This window comes from Cupriavidus sp. FW306-1B-F12B (assembly GCF_058781795.1).
The window spans coordinates 140,000-156,433 of sequence record NZ_JBYSXC010000008.1 but is presented as its reverse complement, the minus strand read 5'-3'; the positions used below and the strand labels follow the sequence as shown (position 1 = coordinate 156,433).

Annotated in this window: 19 protein-coding genes; 13 read left to right on the top strand and 6 right to left on the bottom strand. The window is 66.4% G+C overall.

Annotated elements, in window-relative coordinates:
* Positions 1-18: 18 nt before the first annotated feature.
* The 4 genes from AC3WLE_RS15710 to AC3WLE_RS15695 form a co-directional block, all read right to left on the bottom strand.
* Positions 19-564: a thioredoxin family protein gene (locus AC3WLE_RS15710; RefSeq protein WP_492355981.1), complete on the bottom strand. Its 546-nt coding sequence runs from the start codon at positions 562-564 to the stop codon at positions 19-21.
* Positions 565-650: 86 nt separating this feature from the next.
* Positions 651-1,166, bottom strand: coding sequence for a DUF1097 domain-containing protein (locus AC3WLE_RS15705; RefSeq protein ID WP_051591497.1), 516 nt, complete (start codon positions 1,164-1,166; stop codon positions 651-653).
* Positions 1,167-1,224: 58 nt separating this feature from the next.
* On the bottom strand, positions 1,225-1,644 hold the full coding sequence (locus AC3WLE_RS15700; protein ID WP_492319496.1) for an organic hydroperoxide resistance protein: 420 nt from the start codon (positions 1,642-1,644) through the stop codon (positions 1,225-1,227).
* 33 nt (positions 1,645-1,677) lie between these two features.
* Complete coding sequence (locus AC3WLE_RS15695; protein ID WP_492319497.1) at positions 1,678-1,989, bottom strand: hydroxyquinol 1,2-dioxygenase; 312 nt, start codon at positions 1,987-1,989, stop codon at positions 1,678-1,680.
* 414 nt (positions 1,990-2,403) lie between these two features.
* Here AC3WLE_RS15695 and AC3WLE_RS15690 point away from each other — a divergent pair, with 414 nt between their 5' ends.
* From AC3WLE_RS15690 to AC3WLE_RS15655, 8 genes are all read left to right on the top strand, one after another.
* On the top strand, positions 2,404-3,339 hold the full coding sequence (locus tag AC3WLE_RS15690; protein WP_492319498.1) for a dioxygenase family protein: 936 nt from the start codon (positions 2,404-2,406) through the stop codon (positions 3,337-3,339).
* A gap of 40 nt (positions 3,340-3,379) precedes the next feature.
* A complete protein-coding gene (locus AC3WLE_RS15685; RefSeq protein WP_492319499.1) occupies positions 3,380-4,129 on the top strand; it encodes an SDR family NAD(P)-dependent oxidoreductase in 750 nt (249 codons plus the stop codon).
* Between the two features lie 51 nt (positions 4,130-4,180).
* A complete protein-coding gene (locus AC3WLE_RS15680) occupies positions 4,181-5,065 on the top strand; it encodes a beta-keto acid cleavage family enzyme (RefSeq protein ID WP_492355982.1) in 885 nt (294 codons plus the stop codon).
* Between the two features lie 41 nt (positions 5,066-5,106).
* A complete protein-coding gene (locus AC3WLE_RS15675; RefSeq protein WP_492355983.1) occupies positions 5,107-6,084 on the top strand; it encodes a quinone oxidoreductase family protein in 978 nt (325 codons plus the stop codon).
* The gene (locus AC3WLE_RS15670) at positions 6,081-6,422 is read left to right on the top strand and encodes a cupin domain-containing protein (protein WP_492319502.1); all 342 of its coding nucleotides are present in this window, start codon (positions 6,081-6,083) and stop codon (positions 6,420-6,422) included. The genes AC3WLE_RS15675 and AC3WLE_RS15670 overlap by 4 nt, the downstream gene beginning before the upstream one ends.
* Positions 6,423-6,507: 85 nt before the next feature.
* Positions 6,508-7,611, top strand: coding sequence for a porin (locus AC3WLE_RS15665; RefSeq protein WP_492355984.1), 1,104 nt, complete (start codon positions 6,508-6,510; stop codon positions 7,609-7,611).
* Between the two features lie 16 nt (positions 7,612-7,627).
* The gene (locus tag AC3WLE_RS15660; protein ID WP_492355985.1) at positions 7,628-8,611 is read left to right on the top strand and encodes a tripartite tricarboxylate transporter substrate binding protein; all 984 of its coding nucleotides are present in this window, start codon (positions 7,628-7,630) and stop codon (positions 8,609-8,611) included.
* A 92-nt stretch (positions 8,612-8,703) separates the two neighbouring features.
* Positions 8,704-9,738: a LacI family DNA-binding transcriptional regulator gene (locus tag AC3WLE_RS15655; RefSeq protein WP_492319505.1), complete on the top strand. Its 1,035-nt coding sequence runs from the start codon at positions 8,704-8,706 to the stop codon at positions 9,736-9,738.
* A 53-nt stretch (positions 9,739-9,791) separates the two neighbouring features.
* Here the strand turns inward: AC3WLE_RS15655 and AC3WLE_RS15650 are convergent, their stop codons facing one another.
* Entirely contained in the window at positions 9,792-10,595 is an 804-nt protein-coding gene (locus AC3WLE_RS15650) for an SDR family NAD(P)-dependent oxidoreductase (protein WP_492355986.1), read from the bottom strand.
* Between the two features lie 142 nt (positions 10,596-10,737).
* Between AC3WLE_RS15650 and AC3WLE_RS15645 the strand changes: the two genes are divergently transcribed.
* Complete coding sequence (locus AC3WLE_RS15645; protein ID WP_492319507.1) at positions 10,738-11,688, top strand: GlxA family transcriptional regulator; 951 nt, start codon at positions 10,738-10,740, stop codon at positions 11,686-11,688.
* A 149-nt stretch (positions 11,689-11,837) separates the two neighbouring features.
* Positions 11,838-12,302 (top strand): RidA family protein, encoded by a 465-nt coding sequence (locus AC3WLE_RS15640; protein WP_492319508.1) that lies wholly within the window; start codon positions 11,838-11,840, stop codon positions 12,300-12,302.
* Positions 12,303-12,317: 15 nt separating this feature from the next.
* On the opposite strand, the gene AC3WLE_RS15635 is transcribed toward AC3WLE_RS15640, so the two are convergent.
* The gene (locus AC3WLE_RS15635) at positions 12,318-13,229 is read right to left on the bottom strand and encodes a LysR family transcriptional regulator (RefSeq protein ID WP_492355987.1); all 912 of its coding nucleotides are present in this window, start codon (positions 13,227-13,229) and stop codon (positions 12,318-12,320) included.
* A gap of 289 nt (positions 13,230-13,518) precedes the next feature.
* On the opposite strand from AC3WLE_RS15635, the gene AC3WLE_RS15630 reads away from it, so the two are divergent.
* The 3 genes from AC3WLE_RS15630 to AC3WLE_RS15620 all read left to right on the top strand — a co-directional run bounded on the left by AC3WLE_RS15630 (position 13,519) and on the right by AC3WLE_RS15620 (position 16,421).
* Positions 13,519-14,229, top strand: coding sequence for an SDR family NAD(P)-dependent oxidoreductase (locus tag AC3WLE_RS15630; protein WP_492355988.1), 711 nt, complete (start codon positions 13,519-13,521; stop codon positions 14,227-14,229).
* Positions 14,230-14,376: 147 nt separating this feature from the next.
* Entirely contained in the window at positions 14,377-15,120 is a 744-nt protein-coding gene (locus tag AC3WLE_RS15625; RefSeq protein ID WP_492319511.1) for a response regulator, read from the top strand.
* A complete protein-coding gene (locus tag AC3WLE_RS15620) occupies positions 15,117-16,421 on the top strand; it encodes a sensor histidine kinase (RefSeq protein WP_492351356.1) in 1,305 nt (434 codons plus the stop codon). The genes AC3WLE_RS15625 and AC3WLE_RS15620 overlap by 4 nt, the downstream gene beginning before the upstream one ends.
* Positions 16,422-16,434 lie beyond the last annotated feature (13 nt).

The following is a 16,434-nucleotide window of genomic DNA, read 5'->3' as shown; positions in this document are numbered from 1 at the left end:
GACTTGGCCTGCCTTCGATCAGGCACCGATGCGGTCCGCCAGCAGCTTGCGGATGGCTGCTTCGGTTTCGGCGTAGCCTCCCTCTCCGAAGTGCTGGTAGACGATCCGGCCATTGGCATCAATCAGGTACTTGGCCGGCCAGTACTGGTTGCGGAATGCCGACCACGTGGCATACGCATTGTCCTGTGCAACCGGATAACGGATATCGAAGCGCTTGAGCGCTGCCTGCACGTTGTCGGTCGATTTTTCGAATGGGTACTCTGGCGTGTGCACACCCACGACGACCAGCCCCTGGCCCTTGTACTTCTCGTGCCACTGCTTTACGTACGGCAAGGTGTTGATGCAGTTGATGCACGAATAGGTCCAGAAGTCGACCAGCACGACCTTGCCGCGCAATGCGTCCATCGACAACGGCGGCGAGTTCTGCCATTGGTTGATGCCCGCGAACTCGGGCGCGCCGCCCTGGTCCCCGACACTGGGGCGGAGGGCGTTGGCGCCCGTGCCGATGAAATAGATCGCGGCGATGCCGGCCGCAACCATTGCGGTGCGAAGAAGCGTGCGCATGATTCGTGCTCGTGGAAATTGGAAGGGATGTCAGGAACCGGGAAGGAGGCGCCTGCGACGGCCGTCGCAGGCGCAGACAACCCGACTCAAGCTGCGCGCGCAAGTCGCGCTTGCAGCACGTTGCTGATACCGGCGCCGATCGCGCCGAGCACACCGGCAGCGGCCAGCGCCCCTAGCAACATCAGCGACGGTGGCTGGCTCGCAGCAAAGAAACTGATCAGGCCAAGGAAATAGGCAAGCGGATTGTTGATCCGGGGCAGCGCGCGCAGGCTGAGCACGAGTACCACGTCGCCGAACACCGCGAGCGGTGTAGCCAGGTCACCGAAGCGCGGCGTCAGCCATCCAATCAGCAGTCCGGTCGCAGCACCGAAGACAATGCCGAGCAGGAATGCCGCAAGGTTCGCTGCGCCTTCGCGCGCCGTCTGCGAGCCTGTGTTGAATGCGACCCAGCCCAGGAACATGGCCCAGGCGGGTAGCGCTGCGGTGAGCGTCAGGAAAGTCGTAACGGCAGCCACCACGGCCCCGATCAGGGTAATGCCATGGAACGTGCCTGGCGGGATATTCAGTGCCGCAGCCTGCACCGAAATGCCAATCTTCGGCATGGGAGCCTCCTTCTGGAAGATGACCTGCCCGGTTGCCTCAGGCAGGTCACGGTGTGCGTCAGACCAGGTTGGTTTCGACGTGGATGTTGCCGTGCAGGGCCTTCGAGTACGGGCAGGTCCGGTGCGCGGTATCCACCAGCGCCTGGGCCACTTCACGGTCAATGCCGGGGATGTGGACATTGAGCCGGGCCTGCAGCAGATAGGCCTCGCCAGCCGTGCCCAGGTCAACCTCGGCGTCGACCGAGAGCTCGGCCGGCAGCTTCACTTTCATCTTGCCGGCGGCCAGGCCGATCGCGCCGATAAAGCACGCCGACCATCCCGCGGCGAGCAATTGCTCCGGGTTCGTGCCCGGGCCTTTGGTGCCCGGCGAGGACAGTTGAAGCTTCAGCCGGCCGTCGTCGCTGTGGGCTTCGCCGTCGCGTCCGCCTGCAGTGATGTGGACTTTGCCGGTGTACAGCACTTTTTCGATACGGGTCATGATGCGTTCCTTGTTTATTCAGAAAGTCGGGGCTCAGGCGTAGGCGCCGTCAAGATAGGGATCGACACTGCGCGCCGGGTCCGCCGAAACGCCGGTGCGGTCCAGGCCGGACAGGGTGCGCGCGCCGTCGTAGTACGGATCCACGTTGCGCGCACCGTCCGTGAACGGGTCGACTGCGCGCGCGCCATCGCTGTATGGGCTGCGTGCCTCCTGCACGGAGCGGGCACCGTCGGTGAACGGGTCCCGCGCGCCCGCTTGGGACGGTGCGGCGGCCTGCGCGCCGGCAGCGGCGGCAACCAGGGCGATGGCGAAGACAAAACGCTTGGCGATGTTGTGGGTAGTCATGATCGTCTTCCTTAAAGGTTTGGGTTCGGTATTGCGCGGCAGGGACTGGCTTGGTTGATGTTCGCCGCCGGGCCACGGAATGCATTTAAGGCGATCGATGTATCTGCCCCGTAGCGCGTGAGGGGTGTCTCTGTCGGAACACGTATCGTTGTGGCAGCGTGATACAGACGGGTACAAATCCATGCGCGAACGGGTTGGGGAGCCGCATCGGCAAAGAACTGGGACAGGCCTATGCGCCACATTCGACGCCTCTGCCTGCACCTAGGGTTTCTCCCGAAAATCGCCCGTACTCCCTTGTTTTGATTGTGATTCTGATAGCGCGGCAGCCGTTGCAGGTCGCGATGGTGACGAATTTCCGCCTTGACCATCCGTCCGAACCGTCGATAATGCAAACGTTTGCAAAGGAGATCAGACATGAAAACTTCCAGCGAGCGGCAGGCGCCACAAGGCGAGCGCCTGGCGCTGATCGAGGATGAACACTCGGTGACAGGCGTGGTCCAGGCGGCCATGGCCAATACGACGAATCCCCGCTTGCGCTTCATCATGGATTCCCTGGTGCGGCACCTCCACGGCTTCCTGTCCGAGGTGCGGCTGTCCGACGAGGAATTCGAGCTTGCCCTGGGGTATATCGCCAGTCTCGGCCATGCGACCAATGCCAAGCACAACGAGGTTGTCCTGGCTGCCGACGTGCTGGGGCTGTCGACGCTGGTGACAGCCATGAACAACAGCACCAGGGACGGGCGCACGCCCGGCGCGCTGCTCGGCCCGTTCTATCGCGCCAACGCGCCGCGCTATGACTGCGGTGACTGCGTGGTGCAGGACGATGCGCCTGGCTTGCCGCTGCTGGTCAGCGGCACCGTGCGGGCGACCGATGGCACGCCGCTGCCAGGCGCGCTGGTCGAGATCTGGCAGGCGTCGCCGGTGGGACTGTATGACAACCAGGATCCGACGCAACCCGACCGCAACCTGCGCGGCTGCTTCCATACCGATGAAAGCGGCGGCTATCACTTCCGCACGGTACGGCCTGCAGGGTATCCGGTGCCGACCCACGGCCCGGTAGGCACGTTGCTGGCCGCACAGCAGCGCCATCCGTACCGGCCGGCGCATATCCATTTCATCGTTGCGGCGCCGGGCTACCGCACGCTCGTGACCCAGGTGTTTGCCGACACGCCGGAAAAGCTGGAATCCGATGTCACGTTCGGCGTGCAACGGCAACTGGTTGGCGATCTCCGGCTACACCACCATGGCCGCAGCCCGTGGGGCGATTTGCCGGCACCGTTCTACACGCTGGCGTTCGATTTCACGCTGGAGCCCGGCGAGCAGACCTTCCCGAAGCCGCCGATCGACTGACGACCCGATCGACTTACCCTGACCCATTCCCAAAAGAACCATGAGTGCTAATTCTCTTTCCGGCAAGGTGGCCGTGATCCTCGGCGGCACCGGTGCGATCGGCTTTGCCGCCGGTGAAACGCTGGCGCGCCTTGGCGCGAGCGTGGTGCTGACCGGGCGCGACGCCGACAAGGCGGCCAGTGCCGCGGCGGCCTTGCCGGCCGGCAACCATCTTGCCGCCGTGGCCGAGGTTGCCGACAGCGCCTCGCTGCGCGCGCTGGCCGACGAGGTCATCCATCACTACGGCCGCGTCGATATCCTGGTGAACACCGCAGGCTTTACGCGGGCGATCCCGCACGCCGACCTGGACGCGCTGGACGATGCGCTGATCGATGAACTGTTTGCCGTCAACTGGCGCGGGCAGTTTGCCGCGATCCGTGCGTTCGCGCCGCACCTGCGCGCCAATGGCGACGGGCTGGTGGTCAATGTCGGGTCCATCGCCGGCCGTACGGGGCAGGGCAGCAACGTTGCGTACTGCGCTGCCAAGGCCGGGCTCGATGTCATGGCGATGTCGCTCGGGCGCGCGCTGGCGCCGCAAATCCGCGTGCTGAACGTTTCACCAGGCGTGGTCGATACCGCTTTCGTGCCGGGACGCGACAGCGGTTTCAACGAGCGCGCCGCCAGGTCGACGCCGCTAAAACGTGTTGGCCAGGCACAGGACGTGGCCGATGCCATCGCGGCCTGCGCGACCTCACTGCGCTTTGCCACCGGCACCACCATCGTCGTGGACGGCGGCCGCCAGCTCGGATAGGCCAGGCCCCGCATGTCCACCCAACCGCATTTCCACCACTGACCTTCGCTCATGCACGCACGCAAGACCATCATCACCTGCGCGGTGACCGGCAATATCGTCACCCCGGAGCAGCACCCCGGCTTGCCGGTGACGCCGGCCCAGATTGCCGACGCCGCGCTGGAAGCCGCCGAGGCCGGCGCAGCTGCCGCCCACATCCACGTGCGCGACCCCGAAACCGGACGGCCGTCGATGTCGCTCGACTACTACGCCGATGTCATCGACCGCATCCGCAAGCGCAACCGCTCGCTGATCATCAACCTCACCACCGGACCCGGCGGCCGCTTCGTGCCGAGCGAGGACGAGCCGCGCGTGGCGGCGCCGGGCACCACGCTGCTGCATCCCGCGAAGCGCGTCGAACACATCGCGGCGCTGCGCCCGGACGTCTGCTCGCTCGACCTGAACACCATGAACTCCGGTGGCGACGTGGTCATCAACACGCCCACCAACGTACGCAAGATGGCCGGCGTGATCCGCGCGGCCGGCGTCATGCCCGAGCTGGAGATCTTCGATTCCGGCGACCTCAACATGGCGCTCGACTTCATCCGTGAGGGTGTGCTGGACGGCCCCGGCCTGTGGACCCTGGTGCTTGGCGTGAAGTACGGCTTTGCGCCCACGCCGGAAACCATCTTCTATGCGCGCAACATGCTGCCCGCCGGCGCCCACTGGTCGGCCTTCGGCATCGGCCGCGCGGAGTTCCCGATCGTGGCCCAGGCATGGCTTGCAGGCGGACACGTGCGCGTCGGCATGGAAGACAACATCTATCTGGAGAAGGGCGTGCTGGCGCCGAGCAACGCCGCGCTGGTGGCCAAGGCGCGCGACATCGTCAGGTCGCTTGGCGGCGAGATTGCATCGTCGGCCGAGGCCCGGCACACGCTCGGCCTGCGCGAGGCCTGATCCCGGCCATACCGAACGAAATATTTGAGGAAGGAAGCACCATGAACACCATTCGAGTCAGCGAGAAAGCCGCCAATATCGATGCCCTGCAGCTCGAGCTGCTCGGCGTGCCGCGCCCGGAAGCGGCGGCGGGTCAGGTCATCATCGAAGTGGCCAGCGCCGGCGTGAACCCGAGCGACGTGAAGGCAACGCTCGGCCTGATGCCGCATGCGGTCTGGCCGCGCACGCCAGGCCGCGACTATGCAGGCCTGGTGGTCGACGGTCCCTCCGAACTGCTGGGCCAGCAGGTCTGGGGCAGCGGCGGCGAACTCGGCATCCGCCGCGACGGCACGCATGGCAAGTACCTGCGCATCCAGGCCAGCGCCGTGCGCGCCAAGCCGGCGTCGGTGTCGCTGCTGGAAGCCGGCGCCGTGGGGGTGCCGTTCATTACCGCCTATGAAGGGCTGCGCCGCGCGGGCATGCCGCAGGCTGGCAGCACCGTGCTGGTGTGTGGCGGCAATGGCAAGGTGGGGCAGGCAACGATCCAGATCGCTACCGCGCTCGGCGCGCGCGTTTTTGCCTTGGAGCGCACCGCGGAGGCGTATCGTGGCCATGCCAGCGGCGACGTGCGCATGATCGATGCCAGCAGCGAATCCATTGCCGCGGTGGTGCGCGAAGAGACCGACGGGCACGGTGCGGACATCGTCTACAACACAGTGGGAAGCCCCTACTTCGAACAGGCCAACCAGGCCATGGCGATTGGCGCGGCGCAGATCTTCATCTCGACCATCGAGAAGCCGGTGCCGTTCGACATCTTCGCCTTCTATCGTGGCCAGCACACCTATGTGGGCGTCGACACCCTTGCGCTGGACAGCAACGCGTGCGCGAGCATCCTTGACCAGCTGGCGCCGATGTTTGCCTCGGGTGCGCTGCGGCCGTTCCCGGTCCTTTCCGACTACACCTATGCGCTCTCCGATGCCAAGGAGGCCTACCGGGCGGTCCTGCAGGGCGCGACCGAACGCGTGGTGCTGAAGCCATGAACACGACCCGGTTCGCACAGGCGCCGGCCTATTTCCCGGCCAACCACGAAGGCATGCATTGCCTGCGCCTGCAAGGGCATGAAGCGGGACCGTCCGAAGCCTTGTGGATGGGGGTCTCGGTGCTGCTGCCGGGCGGCCATACGTCGATGGATGCCTCGCCCGTGGAAAAGCACTACGTCGTGCTGGAAGGCGAAGTCTGCATCGCCACGCCCGACGAGCGCGTGACGCTGGGCCAGTTCGATTCCGTGCGCCTGGCGCCGGGCGAAGCGCGGCAGGTGTCGAACCCGGGCAATCGGCCGGCGATGCTGCTGCTGGCGATGCCGTATCCCAAGCGCTGATTTTCTCGGGCCGGACTGCAAACGATTGCAAAAAAATCGGGCGGACGGCCCGGCCACAACAACCACGACAAACCAGGGGAGATCAATGAAATCCATCGGAAAGCGCAGCCATCTGCTCATGTTTGCCATGGCCGCAGCCTGTGGCGGCGAGGCCTGCGCGCAGTCAGCCGTGACGCTGTACGGGCGCATCAATACGGCACTGGAGTATTCCTATGCCAACACCGCGACCGACGGTACGCGCCTTGGCGGCGTGGGGCGCCTGACCAACAACCGCTCGGTCTTCGGCATGCGCGGCGAAGAAGGGCTGGGCGGCAGCCTGAAAGCCATCTGGCAGATCGAAAGCAATTTTTCGCTCGATACCGGCCAGGGCCAGGTGGCCGGGCGCAATACGCGGGTGGGGCTGCAGGGCGATGCCGGCACGCTGTTCCTGGGGCATTGGCAGACCCCGTACACCGAATCGACCACCGCCTACGATCCGTACTATCCGACCACCGCCGGCTATATGGCGCTGATCGGCAACGGCTCCACCTCCAGCTCCGACAACGTCCAGGACACCAGCTCGTTCGACCGCCGGCAGAAGAACATCATCGTCTACAAGTCGCCGTCGTTCGCCGGCTTCAGCGGGGCCGCGGCGTGGGGCGTGAACGAGGAGAAGACCACCGTACCGCGCAATCCCGGCTTGTATTCGTTCTCGGCCGCCTACGACAACGGACCGCTCAATGTGGTGCTGGCCTATGAAGTCCACCAGCACTACCAGACCGCCGGCCGCAACGACGATGCGATGAAGGCGGGCGTTTCGTACAAGTTCCCCACCACCACGGTGGCGCTGCTCTATGAACGGCTCCACTACCGCACCGCGACCGGCGACCTGACCCGCAACGGGTACTACGCCTCGCTGGTGCAGAAGCTCGGGCCGGGCAGCGTGCGCGTCGGCTTTGGCCTTGCCAGCAATGGCGCGGGCAATGCGACCGAGACCGTGGGCTTCTTCCGCAGCGGCGCGGAAACGGGCGCCACGCAGGTCACGGTCGGCTACGACTATCCGCTGTCCAAGCGCACTGCGCTGTATGCGTACTACAGCCGCATCAACAACAAGCGCAATGCGATCTACGACTTTGCCATCAATGAACTGGGCGTGAGCGCGGGTGCTGACCCGCAGACGGTCGCGCTTGGCATGCGGCACTTCTTCTGATGTGAGGAGACACAGAATGATCCGATCCATCCAAGGCACGGTGCTGGCGCTGGCGTCATCGCTCATGCTGGCGGCCGCACCCGCCGCCCACGCGCAGCCGCAATATCCCGGCAAGCCGATCCGGCTGGTGGTGCCGTTCTCGGCGGGCAGCGCCACCGACATCCTGGCGCGCATCATCGGCAGCAAGATGGGCGAGGGCGGCAGCTACCAGGTGATTGTCGACAACCGCCCCGGCGCCGGCGGCACCCTGGGCGCCACCGGCGTGGCCAAGGCGGCGCCGGACGGCTACACGCTGATCCTGGTTTCGGTCGGGCACGCCATCAACGCCACGCTGTATCCCAAGCTCTCGTATGACACGGTGAAGGACTTCGCGCCGGTCTCGCTGGTGGCCACGGTCCCCAATGTGCTGGTGGTCAATGCCGCCAGCAAGTACAAGTCGGTGCGGGACGTCGTCAACGCCGCCAAGGCGACGCCAGGCGCGCTGAACTTCGACTCGGCGGGTTCCGGCAGCTCAACCCACCTGAGCGGCGAGATGTTCAAGATGCAGGCCGGCATCGACATCGTCCATATCCCGTACAAGGGCACGGGCGAAGCGCTGACCGACGTCATGGCTGGCCGGGGCGACATGATGTTCGCGCCCAGCGTATCGGCCATGCCGTTCGTCAGGCAAGGCAAGCTGCGGGCGCTGGCGGTCACCACGGCCAGGCGCGCCAGCGCGCTGCCGGAGATTCCCACGGTGGCGGAGTCCGGCTTCCCCGGCTACGCGTTCGACTCCTGGTTCGGCGTGCTGGCGCCCGCCGGCACCCCCAAGGAAATCGTCGATGCGCTCAATGCCGAGATCGGCAAGGCCTTGGCCGCACCGGACGTGCGCGAGCGCCTGGCCGCCCAGGGGGCGGAGCCAAAGCGCTCGTCGCCGCAGGAGTTTGCTGCCTATATCCAGGCGGAGATCGGCAAGCTGGCGCCGGTGGTCAGGCAATCCGGCGTGCAAGCGGGGCAGTAGCGGCACCCGGCAGGTGTGCGGCGGCGGCGCGGGGCTGGCTTAGAATGGTGTCTTCCAACCCTCCCCGGGCTGCCGCCCCGCCAACTGCCGTCATGCCCGAGCGCAAGCGCCTCACCCTGAAAGACCTGGCTGCCGAGATCGACGTGCATTACTCGACCATCTCGCGAGTGATGAACCCGGCCACGCGGCACCTGGTGGCTGAGGACGTGGCGGCCCGCATCCTGGAGGTTGCCGAGGCGCGCGGCTTCCGCCCCAACCGCATCGCGGCGGGGCTGCGCACCCAGCGTTCGGGACTGGTGGGCGTGGTACTGCCCGATATTTCCAACCCGGTGTTTCCGCCTATCCTGGCCGGAATCGAATCGGTGCTGGCGCAGCAGGGCTACGTGCCGATCGTGGTCAATGCCGGTACCGACAAAAGCCGGCAGCGCTTTGTCATCGACCAGATGATCGGCCGGCAAGTCGAAGGACTGGTGCTTGCCACCGCGGAACGGGACGATCCGATACTCGCCTACTGCCTCAAGCAGCATATCCCCGTGGTCACGGTCAACCGGGGCGACGACACGGGCCGGGTGTCCTGCGTGGTGAGCGACAACCTGCTGGCCATGCGGCAGACGGTCGACCACCTGGTCGGCCTGGGCCACCGCCGCATCGGGCATATTGCCGGACCCGCCACGCTGTCGACCGGCTTCCTGCGTCGCGAGGGCTTCCTTCAGGCGGTCAAGCGCCACCGCCTGCGCCGCGGGGAATGGCAAGTCATGGAAGCCGCCAGCTATTCGCGCGAGGCCGGCCGGCTCGCATGCGAGCAGCTCTTCGCGGCCTTCCCGCAGGTGACCGCCATTGCCGCCGGCAATGACCTGGTGGCGATGGGCTGCTACGACTACCTGCGCGAGCACGGCATGCGTTGCCCCGATGACGTCTCGGTGGTGGGCCACAACGACATGCCTTTCGCCGACGCCCTGACGCCGCCGCTGACCACCGTGCGCATTGCCGTCCATGAAATGGGCGAGGAAGCAGCGCGGCTCCTGCTCAGGAAGATCGACATGCCAGCTTCGGATGCCGTCACCGTGCAACTGACGCCGCAGCTGATCGTGCGGGGTTCCACGGCTGCGCCGCGCGCAATGGAATAGAGTGAATCGCGGCGATGTGGGGTGTCAGGCGCGGGCGCCGTCGGCGCACGCAGTTACCGGGCAACGCCGTACCGGGCAGCGGGCTGGTCACGCGAAAGATTGGGGCCGAGCGCGGCGCGTGCTGCCTCGAACGTGTGCCAGTGGGCCACCTCGGGCAACGACGGCACGGTAATCACCTCGCCCTGGTCCAGCCCTGCCAGGGCCGCGTCGACCAGGTCGTCGCCGCTCATGACCATCGATTGCGGCAGGTTCTCGACCGGCTGGCCGGCGGTGTCCCAGAACTCGGTGCGGGTGGCCCCCGGCAGCACGGCCTGGATGCGCACGCCCTTGCCGGCAAGCTCATGCTGCAGCGACTGGGTAAAGGCCAGCACATACGCCTTGGAGCCACCGTAGACACCGTTCAGGACCTCGGGCGCGACCGCCACAATCGAGGCAATATTGATGATCGTGCCCTGGCCGCGCGCGACGAAGGCCGGGGCGGCGGCGTAGGTGAGCCGGGTCAGGGCCGTGACGTTGAGCTCGATCATTGCCTGCATGGTGTCGACATCCGAATCCAGCAGCGGTGCAGCGCCGCCGAAGCCGGCGTTGTTGACCAGCGTGGTGATGCTCGCATCGGTGCGCAGGATCTCTTCGATGCGTCGCACTTCGGCGGCCTGGCCAAGGTCAGCGGTCACGATCTCGACCGAGCGGCCGGTATCGTCGGTAATCCGGCGGGCCAGTGCTTCCAGCCGCGCGCGGTTGCGCGCCACCAGGATCAGGTCGTGGCCCCTGCGCGCCAGGCGCTCCGCATAGATGGCGCCGATGCCGGACGAAGCACCGGTGATGAGGGCGGTGCCGGAATGGTTGTGCGTGGTCATGTCAAAGCTCCAGATTCAGTGGGAAGAGGATGTCCGTAGCGGTCGGCCTGGACCGGCCGGCTGCGTGAAACCAAGATTAGGAGCACAATGGCCATGACGCCAATGTCATAGATGCCACCTTTTCTGCCATGAGGAGTCCGAGATGCATCACGTGGCCCTTGCCCTCTATCCCGGCTTCCAGGCACTGAACCTCGCTGTCTCGACGGTGCTGGAGTTCGCCAACCGCTCGCTTGGAGAGCCGCTGTACAAGGTCCACCTGTTGTCCGAGCATGGCGGACCCGTGTTGAGCTCCGGTGGCTTTTCCGTCAATACCGAGCCGTTTGGCAAGCGCCGCTTCGATACCGTGCTGGTGGTGGGAGACAACGACGTGCTGCCCACGCCGCCCGCGCTGGTGAAGTTCCTGCAACGAGCGGCGCGGACGTCGCGGCGCATCGGTGCCACCTGCACCGGTGCCTTCAACCTGGCGGAGGCCGGGGTGCTGGATGGCCGCCGCGCCACCACGCACTGGTATTACGCGGAGCAGTTGCGGCGGCGCTTCCCGAACGTCGGCGTGGAAGAGGACCGCATCTTCATCATCGATGGCCCGGTCTGGACCTCGGCCGGGATGTCGGCCTGCATCGACCTGGCGCTGGCGCTGGTGGAGAAGGACGCGGGCGCTGCGGTTGCGCGCGATGTGGCGAAGTTGCTGGTCGTGTATCACCGGCGCGCCGGCGGGCAGTCACAGTTCTCGGCACTGCTGGACCTGGAACCGCGCTCGGACCGCATTCGTGCCGCGCTGGATTTCGCGCGGCAGAACCTGCAACAGGAACTCTCGGTAGAACAACTGGCGGATGCGGCGCACCTGAGCCCGCGGCAGTTCGCGCGCGCATTCCGTGACGAGACCGGGCAGACCCCCGCCAAGGCAGTGGAGCACCTGCGCGTGGAGGCGGCCAGGCTGATGATGGAAAGCGGCCGCCATGCCATCGATGTGGTGGCGCGGGATACCGGCTTCGGCGATCGCGAGCGCATGCGGCGTGCCTTCCTGCGGGCCTTCGGCCAACCGCCGCAGGCGATCCGGCGCATGGCGCGCGGCGACGAATTGCAGACTGCGTAGGGGCGGCCGTGGCGGTACAGAGGCATGCAAGCTGGCCGGACATCCGACTTGTTACCCCAGGTACCAATTCCTGTTCCGCGCCATGCCTTTATCCCAGGCCGGCGCGCACATAGAGTTGGTCGCATGACCCCCACCTGATTGGAGCCAGCATGTCTGTGCAAGAACGACTCGCAGCGCGCGGCCTGGTGCTGCCGCAGCCCCCGCAGCCCCTCGGCAGCTATACCGCGGTCAGCCAGGCCGGCGACCTGCTGTTCATCTCCGGGCAGTTGCCCTTGCAGGATGGCAAGGTGGTCTGGCAAGGCCAGGTCGGCAAGGACCTGGATGTCGGGCAGGGCAAGCGTGCCGCCGAGCTGGCGGCGCTCAACGTGCTGGCGCAGATCGATGCCTATCTGGGTGGCTTCGAGCGCCTGGACCACATCGTCCGCGTCGACGGGCACATTTCCAGCGCGCCCGGCTGGTACGGGCAGCCGGCGGTCCTCGATGGGGCCTCCGACCTGTTTGGCGAGGTGCTGGCAGAGAAGGCCGGCCACGCGCGAACCATTTCCTCGCACTTCCAGCAGCCGGCGAATGCGGCCGTGATCCTTGTGGTCATCGCCCAGATCCGGTCTGCATAAGCGCAGCGTGAGCCGTTACGCCGAGAATTTCTCGACCAGGAAGTCGACGAAGGCCCGTACCCGGCGCGAGACGTGGCGCGCGGACGGGTATAGCAGCACAAAGGGGCGTGTACTGCCGCCATAGTCCTTCAGCACCTCCACCAGTGTGCCGTCGCGCAGGTCCTGTTCCACCACGAAGCGGTAAGTCTGGAACAGGCCCGCGCCGGCGCGCACCAGCGTGGCCCCGCCCAGGATGTCTTCTGACGCCGCATACGAGCCGGTGGTCACGACATCCGTGTCCTCGCCGTTGACCTGGAACGTCCATGGGATCCGCCGGCCGCTGCTCGGGCGCTCGAACTGGATGCACTCATGCCTGAGCAGGTCCTCCAATGACTGCGGCGTGCCGGCACGCCGCAGATAGCCAGGCGTTGCCACCACCACCAGCTCAGCGTCTTCCAGCTTGCGCGCGATCAGGTTCGAGTCGTCCGGCGCACGCCCGCGCACCGACAGGTCATAGGCGTCATCGGCGAAGTCCACGTTGCGGTTGCTGATGTGCACGTCGATCTCGACTTCCGGGTAGCGCTCGCGGAATGCCGGCAGCACCGGCAGCACGCGATAGTGCGCGTAAGGCGTCGGCAGGCTGATCCGCAGCCGCCCCGCAGGGGCAGACTGCTGGCCGCTGATCTGCCGCTCCGCGTCCACCAGCTGCGCCAGTGCGCCGCGGCTCTGCTCGAAATACACCCGGCCTTCGTCGGTCAGGCGGATCTGCCGCGTGGTCCGCACGAACAGCCGCACCCCCAGGCGCTCTTCCAGCCTTTGCACAGTGCGGCTGACCGCGGGCGGCGTCACGCCGGCGGCCACTGCCGCCGCGGTGAAGCTGCCCAGCTCCGCGGCCAGGCAGAACAGCTCGATGCTGCCAAGCTGAAGGTCATCGAATTGCCGTTTCATTGCTTTGCTTGCGACCGCAGGCCGCACCGGATCAAGCGATGTATCCATCATATGTGCGCCACCGGCAGAAGTCGATGTCCGGGCCGTGGCTGGCGCCGAAGTGACCGCGAGGCTGCGCACGCCATTCCCGCCAGAGGATTCGTCCCGCTCTATTTATGCTTGTGGCGCAAGACTGTTTGTGCCGCCAGGGTCTTCGAATGCGCAAGCGGATTGCCTAGATTGGAACCCATCGGAGCCGCCGGCCCGATCGGCAAGCAAGCCGATTCCATCTACATCGAGGTTCAAGAAAATGAGCGCAGCACAGAAAGTCGTTGTCATCACGGGCGCATCGCAAGGCACTGGCGCTGAACTGGTCAAGGCGTTCCGGGAACGTGGCCATCGCGTTGTCGCCACGGCGCGCACCATCAAGCCGTCGGACGACCAGGACATCCTGGCAGTCGCCGGCGATATCGCCGATCCGTCCACGGCGCGCCGCGTCATCGCCGAAGCCGTGGCAAGGTTCGGGCGCATCGACACGCTGGTCAACAACGCCGGCATCTTCATCGCCAAGCCGTTCACCAGCTATACCGACGAGGACTACGCGGCCGCCACCGGCATCAACCTGACGGGCTTCTTCCATATCACGCAGCTGGCCATCGCCGAAATGGAGAAGCACCGCAGCGGCCACGTGGTCAGCATCACCACCAGCCTGGTCGACCATGCGATCAGCGGGGTGCCGTCGGTGCTGGCCTCGCTGACCAAGGGGGGCCTGAACGCCGCGACCAAGTCGCTGGCCATCGAGTACGCCAGGACCGGCATCCGCGCGAATGCTGTCTCGCCCGGCATCATCAAGTCGCCGATGCATCCGCCCGAAACCCATGCGGGGCTGGGCGCCCTGCACCCGGTGGGTCATATGGGCGAGATGCGCGATATCGTCGATGCTGTCCTGTATCTCGACAACGCGCCGTTCGTCACCGGCGAGATCCTGCATGTAGACGGCGGCCAGAGCGCAGGGCATTGAGCGGACACCCGCGCGGCGCGCGCCGGCGCACCGCGGGTGGTTCCCGACGGCGCGATGGGGGAATACCCGTCGCGCCGTATTGCGTTAATCTTTCGGTGCCCGGCGCCGCGCCTGGCGGTTTTCAATCAATCTGCCAAGGTGACGCCGATGGACGCACACACCGACCACATCCTGATCGTCGATGACGACCGCGAAATTCGCGAACTGGTCTCAACCTACCTCACCAAGAACGGCTTGCGCGTTACCGTGGTGCCAGACGGGCGGCATATGCGCTCGTTCCTGGACGTCAACAGCGTCGACCTGATCGTGCTCGATGTGATGATGCCGGGCGACGATGGCCTGGTGCTGTGCCGAGAACTGCGGGTGGGCAAGCACAAGGCCACCCCGGTACTGATGCTGACCGCGCGCAGCGACGAGACCGACCGCATCGTCGGCCTGGAAATGGGCGCAGACGACTATCTTGCCAAGCCTTTCGCCGCACGCGAGCTGCTTGCCCGCATCAAGGCGGTGCTGCGGCGCACCCGGATGCTGCCGCCCAACCTGCAGATCACCGAGGCCGGGCAGCTGCTTGCATTTGGCGACTGGCAGCTGGACACCACCGCGCGCCACCTGATCGACCAGGATGGCGTCATCGTTGCGCTGAGCGGCGCGGAATACCGGCTGCTGCGCGTCTTTGTCGACCATCCGCAGCGCGTGCTTAACCGCGACCAGCTGCTCAGCCTGACGCAGGGCCGCGAAGCGGAAATGTTCGAACGCTCGATCGACCTGCTGGTCAGCCGCTTGCGCCAGCACCTCAGGGACGATGCGCGCGAGCCCCGCTACATCAAGACCGTGCGCAGCGAGGGCTATGTCTTCTCGACGCCCGTTGAGATCCGGGAGGCACGGCAGTGAATCTCCGTGCCTTGCCCTGGCCCCGTACGATGGGCTCGCGGCTGTTCCTGATCCTGCTGGCCGGCCTTATCGTCGCCCATGGCCTGTCGTTCGGCGTACTGTTTGCCGAGCGCTACATCACCGCGCGCCAGGTCATGCTCGGCACCCTGGAGACCGACGTCTCCACCTCGATCGCGATCCTGGACCGCCTGCCCGCGGCGGAGCGCCCGCAGTGGCTGCGACACGTGAACCGCGGCAATTACCAGTACATCCTGGGGCCGGGCCTGCCAGGCGTGCCGGAGATGTCGGCGCAGGCCACGGAAGTTGCCGACCGGATCATGGAAGCGAGCGGCGGCCGCTTCCCGGTCAGGGTCGAGTCCATCCCCGGCCAGGGCAAGCGCATGCAGGCCCACCTGACCCTCAGTGATGGCAGCCCGCTGACCATCGACGTGCATCCGAAGCCGACCCCGGTGGCGCAATGGCTGCCTTATGTGCTGCTGATCCAGTTGCTGCTGCTGGTGCTGTGCTGCTGGCTTGCCGTGCGCCTGGCGATCCGCCCGCTGGTGGCGCTGGCCAATGCCGCCGACGCGCTCGACCCGAATGCCAGGAGCCGGCCGCTGGACGAGACCGGGCCCACCGAACTGGCACGCGCCGCGCGCGCATTCAATGCCATGCGCGAGCGCATTGGCCGCTTTGTCGAAGAGCGCGTGCAGATCCTGGCCGCGATCTCGCACGACCTGCAGACGCCGATCACGCGGATGAAGCTGCGCGCCGAAATGACCGAAGACTCTGAAGACAAGCGCAAGCTGGTGGACGACCTCAACGAGATCGAGACGCTGGTGAAGGAGGGGCTGGCCTACGCGCGCGCCACGCATGGCGATGGCGAGACGCCGTCGCGGATCGACATCGTGTCGTTCGTCGAGAGCCTAGTCTACGACTACCAGGACACCGGCAAGGCCGTCACCATCCTGCAGCGTGCCGTCGGCACCCTCGAGACCCGCCCGCACGCCTTGCGCCGCATCCTGACCAACCTGACCGACAACGCGCTCAAGTTCGGCGGCGCGGCGGAGCTGAGCGTGCAGCGTGAGGACGGCGGCGCGGTGATCATCAGCGTGCTCGACCGCGGGCCCGGCATCCCGGCAGAGCAGCTCGAGTCTGTGCTGCAGCCGTTTGTCCGGCTCGAGGCATCGCGCAACCGGGAGACCGGCGGCACCGGCCTGGGCCTGGCGATTGCCCACCAGCTTGCGCTGGCGATCGGCGGCTCGCTGACGCTGCGCAATCGCGAGGGCGGCGGCCTGGAGGCGCGGCTCAGGGTGGGTTGAGCCGCCGCCCGCC

Bases quoted from the DNA above. Each gene is read 5' to 3' on its own strand.
- AC3WLE_RS15655 (WP_492319505.1), top strand. From the start codon at position 8,704: ATGCCCGAGCGCAAGCGCCTCACCCTGAAAGACCTGGCTGCCGAGATC.
- AC3WLE_RS15660 (WP_492355985.1), top strand. From the start codon at position 7,628: ATGATCCGATCCATCCAAGGCACGGTGCTGGCGCTGGCGTCATCGCTC.
- AC3WLE_RS15650 (WP_492355986.1), bottom strand. From the start codon at position 10,595: ATGACCACGCACAACCATTCCGGCACCGCCCTCATCACCGGTGCTTCG.
- AC3WLE_RS15680 (WP_492355982.1), top strand. From the start codon at position 4,181: ATGCACGCACGCAAGACCATCATCACCTGCGCGGTGACCGGCAATATC.
- AC3WLE_RS15675 (WP_492355983.1), top strand. From the start codon at position 5,107: ATGAACACCATTCGAGTCAGCGAGAAAGCCGCCAATATCGATGCCCTG.
- AC3WLE_RS15700 (WP_492319496.1), bottom strand. From the start codon at position 1,644: ATGACCCGTATCGAAAAAGTGCTGTACACCGGCAAAGTCCACATCACT.
- AC3WLE_RS15690 (WP_492319498.1), top strand. From the start codon at position 2,404: ATGAAAACTTCCAGCGAGCGGCAGGCGCCACAAGGCGAGCGCCTGGCG.
- AC3WLE_RS15625 (WP_492319511.1), top strand. From the start codon at position 14,377: ATGGACGCACACACCGACCACATCCTGATCGTCGATGACGACCGCGAA.
- AC3WLE_RS15670 (WP_492319502.1), top strand. From the start codon at position 6,081: ATGAACACGACCCGGTTCGCACAGGCGCCGGCCTATTTCCCGGCCAAC.
- AC3WLE_RS15695 (WP_492319497.1), bottom strand. From the start codon at position 1,989: ATGACTACCCACAACATCGCCAAGCGTTTTGTCTTCGCCATCGCCCTG.
- AC3WLE_RS15705 (WP_051591497.1), bottom strand. From the start codon at position 1,166: ATGCCGAAGATTGGCATTTCGGTGCAGGCTGCGGCACTGAATATCCCG.
- AC3WLE_RS15630 (WP_492355988.1), top strand. From the start codon at position 13,519: ATGAGCGCAGCACAGAAAGTCGTTGTCATCACGGGCGCATCGCAAGGC.
- AC3WLE_RS15645 (WP_492319507.1), top strand. From the start codon at position 10,738: ATGCATCACGTGGCCCTTGCCCTCTATCCCGGCTTCCAGGCACTGAAC.
- AC3WLE_RS15640 (WP_492319508.1), top strand. From the start codon at position 11,838: ATGTCTGTGCAAGAACGACTCGCAGCGCGCGGCCTGGTGCTGCCGCAG.
- AC3WLE_RS15710 (WP_492355981.1), bottom strand. From the start codon at position 564: ATGCGCACGCTTCTTCGCACCGCAATGGTTGCGGCCGGCATCGCCGCG.
- AC3WLE_RS15685 (WP_492319499.1), top strand. From the start codon at position 3,380: ATGAGTGCTAATTCTCTTTCCGGCAAGGTGGCCGTGATCCTCGGCGGC.
- AC3WLE_RS15635 (WP_492355987.1), bottom strand. From the start codon at position 13,229: ATGAAACGGCAATTCGATGACCTTCAGCTTGGCAGCATCGAGCTGTTC.
- AC3WLE_RS15665 (WP_492355984.1), top strand. From the start codon at position 6,508: ATGAAATCCATCGGAAAGCGCAGCCATCTGCTCATGTTTGCCATGGCC.